This window comes from Actinoplanes philippinensis (genome assembly GCF_900113015.1).
Taxonomy (GTDB): domain Bacteria; phylum Actinomycetota; class Actinomycetes; order Mycobacteriales; family Micromonosporaceae; genus Actinoplanes; species Actinoplanes philippinensis.
Genome location: NZ_FONV01000007.1, coordinates 15,034 through 30,967 on the forward strand (window position 1 = coordinate 15,034; position 15,934 = coordinate 30,967).

A 15,934-nucleotide genomic window follows, 5' to 3' on the forward strand; every position below is an offset into this window, starting at 1 on the left:
GTCCTCCCCCGGCGAACCGCAAGGCGTCCCGATCACCCCGTCCAGGGCATCCTAGGAGGCTAGTTCGAACATTTCTCCCGGAGTGCCGATGAGTTCCCGGGCCGGCGCCGGTCTGCAGGGGTGACGAAGCGACAGACGAGCACTGGGAGGACACCGTGGGCACGATTCACATCGACCTGTTCGCGACACTCGACCTGGTCGGGCAGGCGCCGGGCGGCCCGGACGAGGATCCGGAGGGCGGGTTCCCGTTCGGCGGCTGGCAGGCGCCGCTGTTCGACGACGCCGGCGGCGAGCAGGTCGGCGCGGGCATGCGAGGGCTGGACGCGCTGCTGCTGGGCCGCAAGACCTACGACATCTTCGCCGGGTACTGGCCGCAGCAGGAGGACGGCATCGACGGCGGGATCGCCACCCTGTTCAACAGCGTCCCGAAGTACGTCGCCTCACGCGGCAAGCCCGACCTGACCTGGGCGGGTTCGACACTGCTCGGCCCCGACCTGGTGACCGCCGTCGACGAGATCCGCGACCGGCACGAGAAGATCCACGTGATCGGCAGCCTCGACCTGGTGCAGACCCTGCTGCGGGAACGCCTCTTCGACCGGCTCAACCTGTGGCTGCACCCGCTCGTGCTGGGCACCGGCAAGAAGGTGTTCGACGGCGGCGCGGTCCCGGCCAACCTGACCCTGGTCGAGCCGCCGTTCACCACGCCGAAGGGCTCGGTGCTGCTGCGCTACGCGCTGGCCGAGGGCACGCCTGCCACCGGCGACATGACCACCAGAAGCTGACCTGCCCGGCTGGTCCTCGGGCCTCGGGGACCAGCCGGATCCGGACGGTGACCGGATGGCGGCGGGTCAGGGCCGGTGGTCCTGAATGGCCTGCCAGATCCGGTCGGCGGTGTAGGGCAGGTCGGTGAGACGGAAGCCGAGGGCGTCACGGAGGGCGTTTCCCAGGGCGGGCGAGACCGGGTTGTACGGCGACTCGCTCATCGATTTGGCGCCGAGCGGCCCGATCGCGTCCGTGGTCCGCGCGAAGTGGACCTCCGTCTCCGGGACGTCGGCGACCGTGGGCAGGTGATACTGCCGGAACGTCGTGGTGGTGACCTGCCCGGCCTCGTCGACGTCGACGTGCTCGGCGAGGGTGGCGCCGATCGCCTGGGCCACGCCGCCCTCGATCTGGCCACGGAGCTGGAGCGGGTTCATGACGGTGCCGGCGTCGGCGCTGTGCACGGAACGCAGGATCCGCAGTTCGCCGGTGTCCGGGTCGACGGCCACCCGGAACCACTGCGCGTTGAACGCGACCGACCGGGGTGTGCCGTCGAAATGGCCGCTCCCGGACAGCGGCGCGATCGTGGCCAGGCTGATCCCGGCGACGCTGTCGGCGGTGAGGCAGCGGATCTCGGAGGGGCCGCGTTCGGCGGCGGCGAGGATGCGGGCCCGCAGCGCCCGGCAGGCGCGGAGGACGGCCTCGCCCGCGACGACGACCCCGGTGGAGGCGAAGGCGCCGGTGTCGTGGCCGACCACGTCAGTGTCGGACTGGCGGACGAGCACCCGGTCGGGAGTGGTGCGCAACTCGTCGGCGACGATCTGGACGTGCACGGTGGTGCTGCCGTTGCCGAACTCGGCGGTGCCGACGGCCAGCTCGTAACGGCCGTCGGGCAGCAGGGTGACGGTCGCGTCGGCGAAGTGGCCGCCGGGCGGGCCGGCCGCGATCATCGCGATCGCCATGCCCTCGCCGACGAGCCAGCCGTCAGGAGCCGTGTCGGTCGTCGACGAGGCGGCGCGGATCCGGTCGAGGCACTGGTCGAGGCCGTAACTGGCGATGCCCAGGTCGGGGACGTGCGCGCCGGGGGCGGTCAGGTCGTCGCCGGGGCGGACCACGTTGATCTCCCGGAACGTGACCGGGTCCATGCCGATCATGCGGGCCAGCTCGTCGAGGACCTGCTCGACGGCGAACGTGACCTGACCGAGCCCGTAGCCACGGAACGCCCCGGCCGGGACGGTGTTGGTGTAGACGGTGTGCGCGTCGGTACGGATGTTCGCGCACCGGTAGACGGCGACGGTCTCGTGACAGCCGTGGTGCATGACGGAGGCGCCGTGATTTCCATATGCACCCGTATTGACGAGTACAGTCAACTGCAGTGCAGTGATCAACCCGTCAACACGTGCGCCCGCCTTGACCGTGATGACGAACGGATGCCGTGTCGTCGCGGCGGTGAACTGCTCCGATCGGGTGTACTCCCACTTGACCGGCCGGCCGGTGCGCAGCACCGCCATCGCCACCAGGTCCTCGACCAGCATCTCCTGCTTGCCGCCGAACCCGCCGCCGACCCGTCCGGCCACCACCCGCACCCGGTCACGGGACAGGCCGAAGAGCCGGGACACGGCCCGCCGGGTCAGGAACGGCGTCTGCGTGCTGGACCGGATCACCAGCCGATCGTCGTCGTCGAGCCAGCCGACCGCGCCGTGCGTCTCCAGCGCGGCGTGCTGCACCCGCGGTGTCCGGAACGTCGCCTCGTACACCGCGTCGGCCGCGGCGAACCCGGCCTCGACGTCGCCGATCCCGGCGTGCAGCTCCCCCACCACGTTGGCGTTCGCCCGCACGATGCCCTCGGCGATCCCCTTGTCACCGTGCACCAGCGGGGCGCCCGGCAGCATCGCCAGCGCCGGGTCGATCACGGCGGGCAGCACCTCGTACTCCACGCGCAGCCGCCGCACCCCCTCCTCGGCGGCCGCCTCGGACGTGGCGACCACGGCGGCGACCCGCTGGCCGATGAAGCGCACGACCTCGTCGAGGACCCGGGTGTCGTACGGGTCCTCGGCCTCGTTCTCGTGCTGGGCGGTGGAGAACAGCCGGTCGGGCGCGTCCTTGTGGGTGAGCACCGCCTCCACCCCGGGCACGGCGAGCGCGGCGGACGTGTCGACGGACAGGATCCGGGCGTGGGCGTGCGGTGAGCGCAGCACCTTGAGGTGCAGCAGGCCGGGGACGTCCAGGTCGAAGGTGTAGCGGGCGGTTCCGGTCACCACCTGTGGTCCGGCGGGGGCGCCGAGACTCGATCCGACGGCGGCGCCCTCTGCCGGGCACACGGCCGGCGACCCGCCGTTGACCGCATCGGTGATGGCGCGATAGCCCGTACATCTGCAGAGGTTTCCCTTGAGGGATCGCGGCAGGTCGGCGCGCTGATCGTCGGTGAGGGCCGCGGTCGTCATGATCATGCCGGCGGTGCAGAAGCCGCACTGGAAACCTTGCGCGTCGAGGAAGCTCTGCTGCACCGGATGCAGGCCCGAAGGGCCGGCGAGGCCCTCGATCGTCGTCACGCTGCGTCCCTGTGCGCGGAAGGCCGGGTAGACGCAGGAGTGCACCGGTGTGCCGTCGACGTGCACGGTGCACGCCCCGCAGTCGCCGGCGTCGCAGCCCTTCTTGACCCCGAAGCAGCCCTCCTCGCGCAGATAGGTGCGCAGGCACTGGCCGGGCAGCGGAGTGCGGTCGTGCGGTGTTCCGTTGATCTCGATGGTCATGTGCGTTGCCTTCCTGCCGGCCGCCGGGTGCGGCCGGAAGACCTGGTCAGACGGGGCCCGCACCCGGGGCACGCGCCGGACGGCGCGGCGGGGTGTCTCTCGGCGCCGTCGGGTCACACCGCAAGTTCGGCCCTGATCCGACGCGCGTGGTGGCGGGTGAGGTGCTGCCGCCAGACCGGTCGCCCGTGCACGTCGTCGACGTAGCCGGAAATCGGAATCGTTTCGAGCGCCGCCTCCACCTCGGCCGCCGACGGCGGTGAGAGGAAGCGGAAGACATGCGGCCGGCGGGTCGCGGCGGTCACCGTCAGTGACATACCGCCGTCGGGGTCGGCCCGGCCGATCAGCAGGACGGCCGAGCGGCCATGACGGTGCAAAGACCCTCTGCGGTACGCCGTACGCGCGCCCAGCGGACCGGAGGGAAGGTGGATCGCCCGGAGGAACTCGCCGTCGCGCAGCACCGTCGTCCCCTCGCCGGTCACGAAGCCGGCGGCCGGCACCCGCCGCTCCCCGCCGTCTGGCCCGACCAGCACACACGTGCCGTCGAGCGCCGCGCTCAGCGAGATCATCGGGCCGGCCGGGAGCGCGGCGCAGAGGTTGCCGCCGACCGTGGCCACGTTCCAGATCTTGAACGAGGCCAGGAACGCGTGGCAGCACTGCAGCACGATCGGGTGCCGCCCGAGCCGGTCGGCGAGCTCGGCGATCGTGCAGGTGGCCGCGATCTCGACACCGTCGTCACGGACGGTGATCGGAGGCCAGCCGGCGGCGGCCAGGTCGAGGAGCCGGGTCACGTGGGGGCGCGGCTCGCCGAGAAGGGCGGTCCCCCCGCCCAGCCAGGCGTCGCCGGGCCGCCACTGACCCGGCCGGGCAGGGCTGATCACTTCGGTGACGGTGTGCAGGTCCACGAAATCACGCTACGCGTCTCATGTTTCCGTTCTCAGCGATCTTCGCGGGCCCCGGCGAACCTGTCTCCTGTTCCCGCCGAACGGGACTTTCGGCCCTGATCGTGCGTGAAGTCCCTGGTCAAGAGTGGGCATCGACGTCGGGGAAAGGACGCCAGTGGACGCGCTCGATCTTTCGCGGTGGCAATTCGGAATCACCACCGTGTACCACTTCATCTTCGTTCCGATAACGATCGGGCTCTCGGCGCTCGTGGCCGGACTGCAGACCGCGTGGGTGCGCACCGGAAAAGAGCGGTATCTGAGGGCCACCAAGTTCTGGGGCAAGCTCTTCCTGATCAACTTCGCGATCGGTGTCGTGACCGGCATCGTGCAGGAGTTCCAGTTCGGCATGAACTGGTCGGCGTACTCACGCTTCGTGGGCGACATCTTCGGCGCGCCGCTGGCCATCGAGGGGCTGCTCGCGTTCTTCCTGGAGTCCACGTTCCTCGGGCTGTGGATCTTCGGCTGGGACCGGCTCCCGAAACGCGTGCACCTGGCCACGATCTGGATCGCGTCGATCGGCACGATGATGTCGGCCTACTTCATCCTGGCCGCGAACTCGTGGATGCAGCACCCGGTCGGCTGGACCATGGGCGACGGACGGGCCGAGCTGACCAGCATCGGCGCGGTGCTCACCAACTCGACGACTCTCGTCACCTTCCCGCACACGATCACCGCCTGCTTCCTCACCGCGGGCGCGCTGCTGCTCGCGGTCAGCGCCTGGCACCTGCGGCGCGGCAGTCAGGACGACGTGTTCCGGCCGTCGCTGCGGCTGGGCGCGTGGGTGGTGCTGATCGCCGGGCTGGGCGTGCTGATCACCGGTGACCTGCAGGCGCGGGTGATGACCGAGCAGCAGCCGATGAAGATGGCGGCCGCCGAGGCCCTCTACGAGACCACCTCGCCGGCGTCGTTCTCGATCTTCACGGTCGGTTCCCTGGACGGGTCCGAGGAGCTCTATTCGGTCCGGATCCCGTCGCTGCTGTCCTTCATGGCCACCGGCTCGCCGGAGGGGGAGGTCGAGGGCATCAACGATCTCCAGGCCGCCTACCAGGAGAAGTACGGTGCGGGCGACTACGTGCCGAACGTTCCGGTCACCTACTGGTCGTTCCGCCTGATGATCGGCTTCGGGGCGCTGGCCATGATGATCGCGGCCGCGGCGCTGTGGTTCACCCGGGGTTCGCGCAGCCCACGGTCCCGGTGGCTGTGGATCGCGGCGGTCAGCACGGTGGCGATGCCGCTGCTGTCCAACTCGTTCGGCTGGATCTTCACCGAGATGGGGCGGCAGCCGTGGACGGTGTTCGGCCTGTTCAAGACCTCGGAATCCGGCTCGCCGTCGGTGTCCGCCGGTGAGGCCGCGACCGGCTTGATCGTCCTGACGGTGCTCTACGGGATCCTCGCCGTCATCGAGATCGGACTCTTTCTGAAGTATGCGGCTGCTGGGGCGCCGGAGATCGCTCCGGAAACCGATGAAGCCGACAAACCGCTCGCGTTTGCCTACTGAGGAGCCATGGAACTCACCACCGTCTGGTTCATTCTGATCGGCGTCCTCTGGGCCGGGTACTTCCTGCTCGAGGGCTTCGACTTCGGCGTCGGCATCCTGCTGCCGGTCCTCGGCCGGGACGACCGGTCCCGCCGTCTCGCCATCAACACCATCGGCCCGGTCTGGGACGCCAACGAGGTGTGGGTGCTCGTCGCCGGCGGGGCCACGTTCGCGGCGTTCCCCGAGTGGTACGCCACCCTGTTCTCCGGGTTCTTCCTGCCGCTGCTGCTGATCCTGGTCGCGCTGATCGTCCGCGGGCTCGCCTTCGAATACCGCGGCAAACGCTCGTCCACGGCGTGGAAACGCGGCTGGGACCTGGCGATCTTCTGGGGCAGCCTGATCCCGGCGATCCTGTGGGGTGTCGCCTTCGCCAACATCCTGCGCGGGGTGCCCCTCGACGCGTCGCACGAGTACGTGGGCGGATTCGTCAACCTGCTCAACCCGTACGCGCTGCTCGGCGGCCTCACCACGCTCGCGCTCTTCACCCTGCACGGCGCCGTCTTCCTCGCTCTCAAGACCGAGGGCCCGATGCGTACGGAAGCCGGCCGGCTCGCCGCACGCCTGGCCGTCGTCGCCGTTCCGGTCGCCGCCGCATTCCTGATCTGGACCGGAGTCACGCATCTCGACGGCGTCGGCATCGTGCTGTCCGTCCTGGCGGCGCTGGCTCTCGTCGGTGCGGTGCTGCTGACCCGGTCCCGACGTGAGGGCTGGGCGTTCACGGCGACAGGCGCAACGATCGTGCTCGCGGTGGCGGCCCTGTTCGTGACGCTGTTCCCCGACGTCATGCCGTCAACAATTGATCCAGTCAACAACTTGACCGTCAACAATGCATCGTCAACTCCGTACACGTTGACGGTCATGACGTGGGTGGCGGCGGCGTTCACCCCGATCGTGCTGCTGTACCAGGGCTGGACCTACTGGGTGTTCCGCAAGCGCCTCAAGCTCAGCGACATCCCGGCCTGACGGACGCCCCGCCTGCGGCGCCCATCACCGCAGGCGAGGCGACGGGCCGGATTCCCCGATCAGCGCCGGGTAAACGACCCGTCCCCCGCCCGGTCCACGCCTGCCTTCCGGCCCGTCGCTACCCGGTCCACGCCTGACCTTCCGGCCCGTCGCGATCCGTTCCCAGTCTGCCCTTGGCCCTTCCCTCCGCCCGTCACCGGAAGGACATCGATGAAGCCGCTCGATCCCCGCCTGCTCGGGTATGCCCGCGCGACCCGGGCCTACCTGGGAGCGACCGTCGTCCTCGGCGCCGGCCATGCTGTGCTGCTCATCGCCCAGGCAGGACTGCTCGCCGACGCGATCACCGCGGTGTTCCTGGACGGGGCCGCCATCACGGCGGTCACGGTGGCCCTGCCGGGCGGTCTCGAAGTCCCGGTGCTGGCCGCGCTCGCGTCGACGGTGACCGCCCGGGCCGCGGTCGCCTGGATGCAGGAGGTGGCCGCGGCCCGATCCGCCGCCGCGGTGAAGAGCCAGCTCCGCACCCGTCTCCTCACACACATCGCCGAACTCGGCCCCGCAGGTGGCCGGTTCGCCGGCGAACACATCGCATCCCACGGGACCGGAACCGGTGCAAGCAGGATGGGAACAGGCGGGAGCGGCCGGGGCGCCGGGGAGATCGCGGCGGTCGTCGGGAACGGGCTCGACGCGCTCGACGCCTACTTCGCGCGGTACCTGCCTCAGCTCGTTCTCGCGGTGCTGGTTCCGGGGTTGCTGCTGGCCCGGCTGTGGCCCGCCGACCTGATCGCCACGGTCACCATCGCTGTCACGTTGCCGTTGATCCCGGTGTTCATGGCACTCGTCGGGATGCACACCGAAGCGCAGAACCGGCGACAGTTCCGGCTGCTGGCGCGGCTCTCCCACCACTTCCTCGACGTGGTCGCCGGGCTGCCGACGCTCAAGCTGTTCGGACGGGCCCGGGCACAGGCCGGGATCATCCGGCGGATCAGCGACGAACAGCGGCGGCACACCATGCGAACCCTGCGCACCGCGTTCCTGTCCTCGCTCGTGCTCGAACTGTTGTCCACTCTCTCGGTGGCCCTGGTCGCGGTCGGTATCGGGCTGCGCCTCGTGCACGGCAGCCTCGACCTGGGCACCGCTCTGCTCGTGCTGATCCTGGCCCCGGAGGCATACCGGCCGTTGCGCGAGGTCGGCGCCAACTACCACGCCAGCGCGGAGGGTCTGGCCGCCGCCGAGGAGGTCTTCACCATCCTCGAGACCCCACCGGCCAGAACCGCCGCGCCGCCGGCCGACTCCCCTGCGCGTCCCTCGCGTGGCGGCGCCTCGCCGGCCGCGGAGGACCCGGCTTTGCGAGACGCGGGCGATGACAACGGCCCTGTGCAAGGTGACGGCCGAGCTTTCCGAGGTGAGGGCGGCGCCATGCGAGGTGGGCACAAGGCCATGCAGGGTGGGCACAAGGCCACGCGGGGTGAGGACAAGGCCATGCGGGGCGGACACAAGGCCATGCAGGGTGGACACAAGGCCATGCAGGGTGGACACAAGGCCATACAGGGTGGACACAAGGCCACGCAGGGTACGGGCGGTGCTCTGACGGGTGGAGACGCGTCCCTGCGGGGTGAGGGGCTCGTTTTCGACGGGGTCGAGGTGCGGTTCGCGGGGCGGCCCGGGGTGGCTCTGCGCCTCGACGCGACGGTTCGGCCGGGGGAGGTCGTGGCGTTGACCGGGGCTTCCGGCTGCGGGAAGTCGACTGCCCTTGCCGTACTGCTGGGCTTCGTGGATGCCTCTGCAGGACAGGTGCGCGCGGACGGCGTACCCCTGAAGGATCTTGATCTTGCGGCCTGGCGTAGACGGATCGCCTGGGTCCCGCAGCGACCGCATCTGTTTGCGGCATCGGTGTACGACAACATCGCGCTGACCGGAAATGCCGATGGACCGGATGTCGTCGCCGCAGCCCGTGCCGCCGGCGCGGACGGGTTCGTGCGGGCGTTGCCGGAGGCCTACGCGACCATGCTCGGGGACGCCGGCACCGGACTCTCGGCCGGGCAGCGGCAACGGATCGCGCTGGCCAGAGCGTTTCTGCGGGATGCGCCGATCGTGCTGCTCGACGAGCCGACCGCCAACCTCGATGCCGTCACCGCGGCCGGGGTGATGGACGCGATCCGCCGCCTGGCCCACGGACGCACCGTGATCATCGCGGCCCACCGTCCGGAATTGATCGCTCTCGCCGACCGTGAGATCCACCTGGCCGGCGAGCGGGTGCCGGCATGAGCGGCGTCTCCACCGACGGAAGCGGGATCGGTGTAAAAGGCGTCTCCACGACGGAAGCTGCTGCGGTGAGCGGGACCGGCGTGCGGGATCCGGGGTTCGGGCCGGCGGCGGCGCGGCTCGGGCCGGCGGCGCGGCTCGGGCCGGCGGCGGGGCTCGGGCCGGCGGCGGGGCTCGGGCCGGCGGCGGGGCGGCTCGGGCTGGCGGTGCTCGCCGGGGCCGGAGCGGCCGGGGCGGCCGTCGCGCTGACCGCGGTGTCGGCGTGGCTGATCTCGCGGGCGGCGCTGCATCCGCCGGTGCTGCATCTGATGGTGGCGATCGTCGCGGTGCGGGCGTGCGGGCTGGGCCGGGGTGTGCTGCGGTACCTGGAGCGGCTGTTCGGGCATGATGCGGCGTTCCGGGTTCTCGGGGATGTGCGGGTGCGGCTGTTCGAGCGGCTGGAACGGCTGGCTCCGGCCGGCCTGGCCGATTTCCGGCGTGCCGATCTGGCGCGACGGCTCGCCTCGGATGTCGACGCGGTTCTCGATCTGGTCACCCGGGTGGTGCTGCCGTACGCGGTGGCGGCCGTCGTCGGTCTCGCGTCGGTGCTGGTGGTGGGCTCGCTGGTGCCGGTGGCCGGGCTGGTTCTCGCGCTGGCGTTGCTGGTCGCCGGAGCGGGCGTGCCGCTGCTGCAGCGGGCGTCGGCACGACGCGCCGACGGGCGGCTGGCGCCGCTGCGGGCCGGGCTGCACACCGGCGTCGTCGATCTGCTGCACGGTTTGCCCGATCTGATGGCGTACGGGGCCACGCCTGACCGTCTCGCCCGGCTCGCCGAGATCGATGCCCGGCTGACCGCGGCGTCCCGTCGTTCGGCCGCGACGGCGGGGCTGGGCGCGGCGGTGACCGTTCTCGCGACGGGGGTGTCCGTGCTGGCGGGGCTGGTGGCGGGGGCGTTCGCGGTGCGTGCCGGTGATCTTCCCGGGGAACTGCTGGCGCTGGTCGTGCTCACGCCGCTGGCGGTGTTCGAGATCGCGGGGCCGCTTCCGGCGGCAGCTCAGCACTGTGCGGCGGCGCGTGCGTCGCTGCGGCGTCTCGCCGAGATCTGGGCCGCGCCCGATCCACTGGCCGGCGAGCCGTCTCCGGCCCGCCCTCGAGAACCGTGGCCGGTCCTGAGGCGCCGGGAACAGCATTCCGCACCAGCCCGACAGATCGGGCAGGATCGGCCGGCCCCGAGGGCTGCCCTCGCGCCTCGGCAGGAGCACCTGGAACCAGCCGGACAAAACGGGCCACGCCGGCCGGCGCCGGGAGCTGTTACGGCGCGCCTGAAACAGCGCCTGACGCCGGCCGGACAGGGCCGGCCGGCGCGGAGCGCTGCTTCGGGACGCCGGAAACAGGGCTGGGCGGCGCGGAACGCTTTTTCGGGACACCGGAAACAGGACGGGGCGGCGCGGAACGCTTTTTCGGGACACCGGAAACAGGACAGGGCGCCGACCGGGGGGAACGGGCACGGGCCGGGAGGCGAGCCGGCGGGGCGAGGACCAGGGCTGGACGGGCGTGGGCGGCCGGGGCCCGGCGCCGGGGGCGTGCCGGAGGTCCGGGTGGAGGGGGTCACGGCGGGGTGGGTCGCGGGGCGTACGGCGGTGACGGGGTTCGACCTGATGCTGCCGCCCGGTGCGCGGGTCGCGCTGACCGGCCCGAGCGGCTCCGGCAAGAGCACGGTCGCCGCGCTGCTGGTGAGGTTTCTCGATCCGTGGGCGGGCCGGGTCACCATGGACGGCGTCGATCTGCGGGAGCTCGCGGCCGATGACGTGCGGGCGGTGGTCGGTTACCTGCCGGAGGACGCGTATCTGTTCGACACCACGATCGGCGCGAACCTGCGGATCGCGCGGCCGGACGCCACTGACGGGGAGTTGTGGGAGGCGCTGGGCGCGGCGCGGCTGCGGGACTGGGCCGGGACGCTGCCGGACGGGCTGGACACGCTCGTCGGGGAGCACGGGATGGCGCTGTCCGGCGGGCAGCGGCGGCGGCTGGCGCTGGCGCGGCTGCTGCTCGGCGACGCGCGGGTGCTGGTGCTCGACGAGCCGACCGAGCATCTCGACGATGCCACGGCGGCGGCCCTGACGCGGGATCTGCTGGCGGCGGCCGGGGAGCGTACCGTCCTGTTGATCACGCACCGCACCGACCTGGACGGGCTGACGGTGGTCTCGATGGGCGGGTCAGACGTGGGCGGGTGACCGCGGTTCGGCGGGCGCCGCGCAGGCCGGCAGGGTGAGGGTGAAGGTGGTCCCGCGGCCGACGACGGACTGTACGGCGATGGTGCCGCCGTGGTCGCGGACGATGTCCCGGACGATGGCCAGGCCGAGGCCGGGACCCTGGACGGCCTGATCCATGGCGTTGCCCGCCCGATGGAACGGGGTGAACAGGCCGGGCACGTCCTCGGCGGGGATGCCGATGCCGGTGTCGGTGACCGCGACGGAGACCGCGCGGGGGTCGGCGGCGACCCGGCAGTCGACGCTGCCACCGGCGGGCGTGAACTTGATGGCGTTCTCGACTAGTTTGCGCAGGGCCCGTTGCAGCTGGGTACGGTCGCCGCGGACCCACCCCTCGCCGGCGTCGAAGGTGACGGTGAGGTCCTTGGCGCGGGCCGCGCTGGCGAGTTCGTCACGGACCAGGACGGCGAGGCCGGCCAGGTCGAGGGTCTCGGTGCGTACTGTCGTGTCGTGGTCGGGCCGGTCGAGCAGGATCAGGTCGCCGATGGTGTCGTGCAGGCGGTGGGCGTTGCGCAGGATGGCGTTGAGCGCGCGCTGCTGCAGCGTGGTGAGCGCCCCGCCGTCCTCCTCGGTGATCATCTCGGTGTAGCCGAGGATGCTGGTCAGCGGCGTGCGCAGCTCGTGGGTGACGGTCTGGATGAAGACGTCCTTGCGCTGGTCGAGCATCCGCAGCTCGGTGATGAGGCGGGCCTGTTTGTCCTGGACGCCGAGCAGGCGCAGGGCGCGTTCGATCTCGCGGGCCGCGCCGGCGAGCAGCCGCTGCTCGTCGTCGGTCCACTCGGGGTTGCCGGGGCGGTGGGCGCGGAGGTATCCGGGTGAGCAGCCGTCGTCGCCGCCGACGGTGAGCCAGACGCTGCCGTCGGGGCGGGCCCGCAGCTGTCCGGGTCGGCCGGCGACCGTCTCGGCGATCTGGTCGCCGGGCGGGTCGGGTGCGTCGGCCGGCCAGCGGGACTGGACTCTGCCGGTGCCGGGGACGTCGAGTTCGCTGTGCACGGCAGCGGCGCCGACGGCGGCGGCGACGAGCTCGGCGACCCGGCGGCCGGTGGCGGCCGGGTCGGTGGACTCCTGCATCTCGGCGGCGACGGCCTGCCGGAGGCCGGCCCGGGCGGCGCGCGCCTTCTCGGCGGCGAGGAGGGTCTCGGTCTGCGCGGCGAGGTCGTTGAGGGCTTCGACGACGGTACGGAGCTCGTCCGCCCCGGCCGGCTCGGCCCGCGCCGACAGGTCACCCCCGGCGAGCCGGCGGATGGTCAGGCCGAGCTGCGCGAGTGGTACGAGCAGCTGCCGGCGTCCGGTACGGGCCACCGACACGCCGATGATCATGATGGCGACGACGAGGACCGCGGCGGCCAGGTCGAGGGAGCCGCGCCCGCCGGCGACGAGAGCCAGCACGCGCTGCCGGTCGCGGTCGACGGCGTCCGCGACGGCCGCGTTGGCCAGCCGGAACTCGTCGAAGACCGCCTTGCCGCGGACGGCGCGGCCGGTGTCGCCGTCGGGCACGCCGGCGGCGACGACGGGGGCCGCGTACCCGTCGAGCCAGGCGTGCGCGGCGTCACGTTGCCGGTCGAGCAGGCGGACGGCCTCGTCACCGTCGAGGTGCGCGGCCAGGTCGTCGAGGGCGGCGAGGGCCTCGGTGGCGCCGCTCTCGTAGGGCTGCAGGAAGACCCGCTCGCCGGTGAGCTGGAATCCGCGTACCCCCGTCTCGGCGTCGGTCATGCGCTGCAGCACCCGGTCGTTGGCGGCCTCGGCGCGGTTGGCCCGGTCGGTCTCGCGGTCGTGCTGGGAGCGCAGCCGTCCGCCGAGGCCGAACTGGAGAGCCAGAAGCACCATGAACAGGATGAGCAGAGCGCAGAAGCCGACGTTGAGGCGGCGCTGCACGCTCATCGGCGGCGGTCCTCGCGGTCGGTCATGCCTTTCCGTTCGGCAGGTACGGGCCGTGACCTAAGTCTCCTCCCCGGCAATTCACTTCGTTACCTATCCGCAATAAACAGGGCCTTGCGTACCCCGGGTAACGGGTAACTGGCCAGGCTCGATACTAATGTCGGAAATTTCGGACACCTGCGTGGCGGACATCACGGTGCGTCATGTTGATCTAGTGAGCTGAGTTACTGACCGGTAGATCGAGCTCTTGTAGTCGCCGCCGGCTAGCGGCAACATTTCCCGCACATTACGACCGCGACCATCGATGTGCCTCGCTGCGCAAGTCGCCGGTCCAACCATCCCTGAGGAGGTTCCGTGGAGGAGGCGCAAAGCGCTGCGGCGTACGGGCGCACCAACTGGCGCCGGTTCGCGGTGGCGGTGGGCGTGCCGACGGTGATCGCGGGCGGGCTGGTCCTGGCGCTCGCCGAGGGCGCTCTGGCGGCGAACTTCACCGTGTCCGGCAAGCAGTTCAAGCTGTCCGCGGACAAGCTGGTGGGCAACGGCTTCACCCAGTACAGCGGCGAGCTGCCCACCGACGACAAGGAGAACTTCCCGGACGGCAAGATCCCGGCGGCGATGTCCGGCATCCGCAGCGCCGACCTGTGGAACCTCTGCCAGTCGGTCGCGGTCGGCCCGGTGACCCTGCGTATCGAGGCCGGTAGCGATCCGGCGAACCCGGTGCACGCCGACGAGCTGCTGATCGGCATGTCCACTCTCGGGGGCGACGCCACCTTCGAGGAGATCCAGATCGGCCTGGACGGGTCCACCCTCAGCCAGGACCAGGCGTCCAGCCACGGCGCTCCGCTCTCCTTCGGCCAGCAGGCGAAGAAGGTGACCATCAACGGCCTGCGCCAGGAGGCGTACTACACCTCCGCCGCCACCTTCACCCTCAGTGGCATGAGCCTCAAGCTGCACATCGGCGGCTCGCACGAGTGCTACTACGACGAGGACTGACATCGATCCACCGGGCTCGCGGGGCACTGTGCCGCGAGCCCGTCGTTCTGAGGTGACTGGGAGGCTCGGCGTGGCGACGGAGAACATCCGGGGCAGGTTCCGGCGGTGGCGGCGCGGCCGGCCGTACTGGGGCGGGCTCTTCCTGGTGCTGTCCGGGATCGAGATGTTCGGCAGCGCGAACATGGAGCTGGACAACATCCAGGTCCACATCGGGCCGCAGGGCTTCTACTCGTACCTCCTGCCGGTCATGATGATCACCGCCGGTGTCCTGGCCTGGTTCTCCCCGGCGCAGCGCGTGTTCTACGGCGTGATCGGCATCATCACCGCGCTGTACTCGTTCATCGGCCTCAACCTGGGCGGCTGGATCGCCGGGATGCTGCTCGGCATCGTCGGCGGCGCGCTGGTGATCGCCTGGGGCCCGCCCCGGACGGCGCCGAAGCCGGCCGGGGACCAGGCTCTCGATGACCACGCCGGCGATGACCGGGCTGGTGATGACCGGGATGTCGATGACCGGGCTGGTGATGACCGGGCGGCGGGCGAGCAGGCGGCCGGGGAGGTCGCCGGGCAGCCGCCCGTTCCCGGGACGGCGCACCGCAAGGCGCTGCTGATCGTCGCCCCGCTGCTGCTGGCCACGAGCGTGATGGTCGCCGGGAACCGGCCCGCGCAGGCCGCCGACTGCCCGGAGGGCCTGCCGTCGCGCAAGGCCTCGCCGAGCGCCCCCGCCTCGCCGTCCGCCGGAGCCGCGAAGACGAGGACGAAGCCGAAGCCGGCCGCCTCGAAGACGAAGACCCCCGCCCCGGGCGCGTCCGCCTCGACGTCCCCGAGCGCCTCGCCGTCACCGTCACCGTCCGGGACCGGCAGCGGGAACCCGGTGCTGGACGGCATCAACGACTTCTGGGAGGGCGTCGGGGACTTCTTCGGCGTCGGCGGCGAGGAGGAGCCCGAGCCGAGCCCGTCGCCGTCGTCGTCGTCGGCCGCCCCGACGTCGCCCGGGCCCACGACCTCCGCTCCGAGCGCCGGCCCCTCGGCACCGGTGAGCGCCGGCGCGTCGCCGAGCACGAGCGCCACCCCCCGGCCGGAGGAGATCCCCTGCCTGGGACCCCGGCAGATGAACGTGCGGGCCGACGACAGCGGCCTCCCGCAGGCCGGGGCGAAGCCGGGCGTGGTGAAGGCCGCCTCGATCACCATGTACAACTCGTCCTACGACGGCGTGGCCGAGGTGCCGACCGGGAACGGCCCGATCAGGTCGCTGAAGTTCACCATGGACAAGGTGGTGAACAAGCCGTTCACCCTCACCATCGACGAGCCGGGCGACGCGGTCACGGTCATCGAGAGCGGTGAGCTGATCCTGGACGGCAACGTCGAGTTCTACAGCCCCACCTTCAAGGGCAAGCTGTTCGGGCTGATCCCGGTCACCTTCACCCCGGAGCAGCCGCCGCCGCTGACGCTGCCGGTGCTCTGGTTCACCGACGTGACCCTGGACCTGGCCTACGTCAGCTCGGACGTGCTCACCGCCAAGCCGCTGGACATCGACGAGACCACGGCCGGCTGACCGGCCGCCTACCCTGGGAGGGTCCACAGGCATTCGTACCGAAGGGA

10 protein-coding genes are annotated in these 15,934 nt (G+C 71.5%); 7 read left to right on the forward strand and 3 right to left on the reverse strand.

What is annotated here, in order from left to right; genetic code table 11:
* The first annotated feature begins 155 nt into the window (after nucleotides 1-155).
* Complete coding sequence (locus tag BM290_RS18855; protein ID WP_093615835.1) at nucleotides 156-782, forward strand: dihydrofolate reductase family protein; 627 nt, start codon at nucleotides 156-158, stop codon at nucleotides 780-782.
* Between the two features lie 66 nt (nucleotides 783-848).
* Here the strand turns inward: BM290_RS18855 and BM290_RS18860 are convergent, their stop codons facing one another.
* Together BM290_RS18860 and BM290_RS18865 are read right to left on the reverse strand one after the other, a co-directional pair.
* On the reverse strand, nucleotides 849-3,512 hold the full coding sequence (locus BM290_RS18860) for a molybdopterin-dependent oxidoreductase (protein WP_093615837.1): 2,664 nt from the start codon (nucleotides 3,510-3,512) through the stop codon (nucleotides 849-851).
* 113 nt (nucleotides 3,513-3,625) lie between these two features.
* Nucleotides 3,626-4,414, reverse strand: coding sequence for an FAD binding domain-containing protein (locus BM290_RS18865; protein WP_093615839.1), 789 nt, complete (start codon nucleotides 4,412-4,414; stop codon nucleotides 3,626-3,628).
* 154 nt (nucleotides 4,415-4,568) lie between these two features.
* On the opposite strand from BM290_RS18865, the gene BM290_RS18870 reads away from it, so the two are divergent.
* From BM290_RS18870 to BM290_RS49840, 4 genes are all read left to right on the forward strand, one after another.
* On the forward strand, nucleotides 4,569-5,951 hold the full coding sequence (locus tag BM290_RS18870; protein ID WP_093615841.1) for a cytochrome ubiquinol oxidase subunit I: 1,383 nt from the start codon (nucleotides 4,569-4,571) through the stop codon (nucleotides 5,949-5,951).
* A gap of 6 nt (nucleotides 5,952-5,957) precedes the next feature.
* Entirely contained in the window at nucleotides 5,958-6,953 is a 996-nt protein-coding gene (gene cydB, locus BM290_RS18875) for a cytochrome d ubiquinol oxidase subunit II (RefSeq protein WP_093615843.1), read from the forward strand.
* Between the two features lie 210 nt (nucleotides 6,954-7,163).
* A complete protein-coding gene (locus tag BM290_RS49835) occupies nucleotides 7,164-9,218 on the forward strand; it encodes an ABC transporter ATP-binding protein/permease (RefSeq protein WP_239143581.1) in 2,055 nt (684 codons plus the stop codon).
* Between the two features lie 65 nt (nucleotides 9,219-9,283).
* Complete coding sequence (locus BM290_RS49840; protein WP_239143582.1) at nucleotides 9,284-11,428, forward strand: amino acid ABC transporter ATP-binding/permease protein; 2,145 nt, start codon at nucleotides 9,284-9,286, stop codon at nucleotides 11,426-11,428.
* On the opposite strand, the gene BM290_RS18900 is transcribed toward BM290_RS49840, so the two are convergent.
* Nucleotides 11,411-13,345 carry an ATP-binding protein gene (locus BM290_RS18900; RefSeq protein WP_093615845.1) on the reverse strand — a complete coding sequence of 645 codons (1,935 nt, stop codon included), beginning with the start codon at nucleotides 13,343-13,345 and terminating at the stop codon, nucleotides 11,411-11,413. The genes BM290_RS49840 and BM290_RS18900 overlap by 18 nt on opposite strands.
* Nucleotides 13,346-13,696: 351 nt before the next feature.
* Here BM290_RS18900 and BM290_RS18905 point away from each other — a divergent pair, with 351 nt between their 5' ends.
* Nucleotides 13,697-14,335 (forward strand): DUF6230 family protein, encoded by a 639-nt coding sequence (locus BM290_RS18905; RefSeq protein ID WP_093615847.1) that lies wholly within the window; start codon nucleotides 13,697-13,699, stop codon nucleotides 14,333-14,335.
* A 70-nt stretch (nucleotides 14,336-14,405) separates the two neighbouring features.
* Complete coding sequence (locus tag BM290_RS48375; protein ID WP_093615849.1) at nucleotides 14,406-15,887, forward strand: DUF6114 domain-containing protein; 1,482 nt, start codon at nucleotides 14,406-14,408, stop codon at nucleotides 15,885-15,887.
* Nucleotides 15,888-15,934 lie beyond the last annotated feature (47 nt).

What these genes read in the sequence shown, in the direction of transcription:
- BM290_RS18860 (WP_093615837.1), bottom strand. Translation starts at nt 3,512, where the DNA reads ATGACCATCGAGATCAACGGAACACCGCACGACCGCACTCCGCTGCCC.
- cydB (WP_093615843.1), top strand. Translation starts at nt 5,958, where the DNA reads ATGGAACTCACCACCGTCTGGTTCATTCTGATCGGCGTCCTCTGGGCC.
- BM290_RS49835 (WP_239143581.1), top strand. Translation starts at nt 7,164, where the DNA reads ATGAAGCCGCTCGATCCCCGCCTGCTCGGGTATGCCCGCGCGACCCGG.
- BM290_RS18900 (WP_093615845.1), bottom strand. Translation starts at nt 13,345, where the DNA reads ATGAGCGTGCAGCGCCGCCTCAACGTCGGCTTCTGCGCTCTGCTCATC.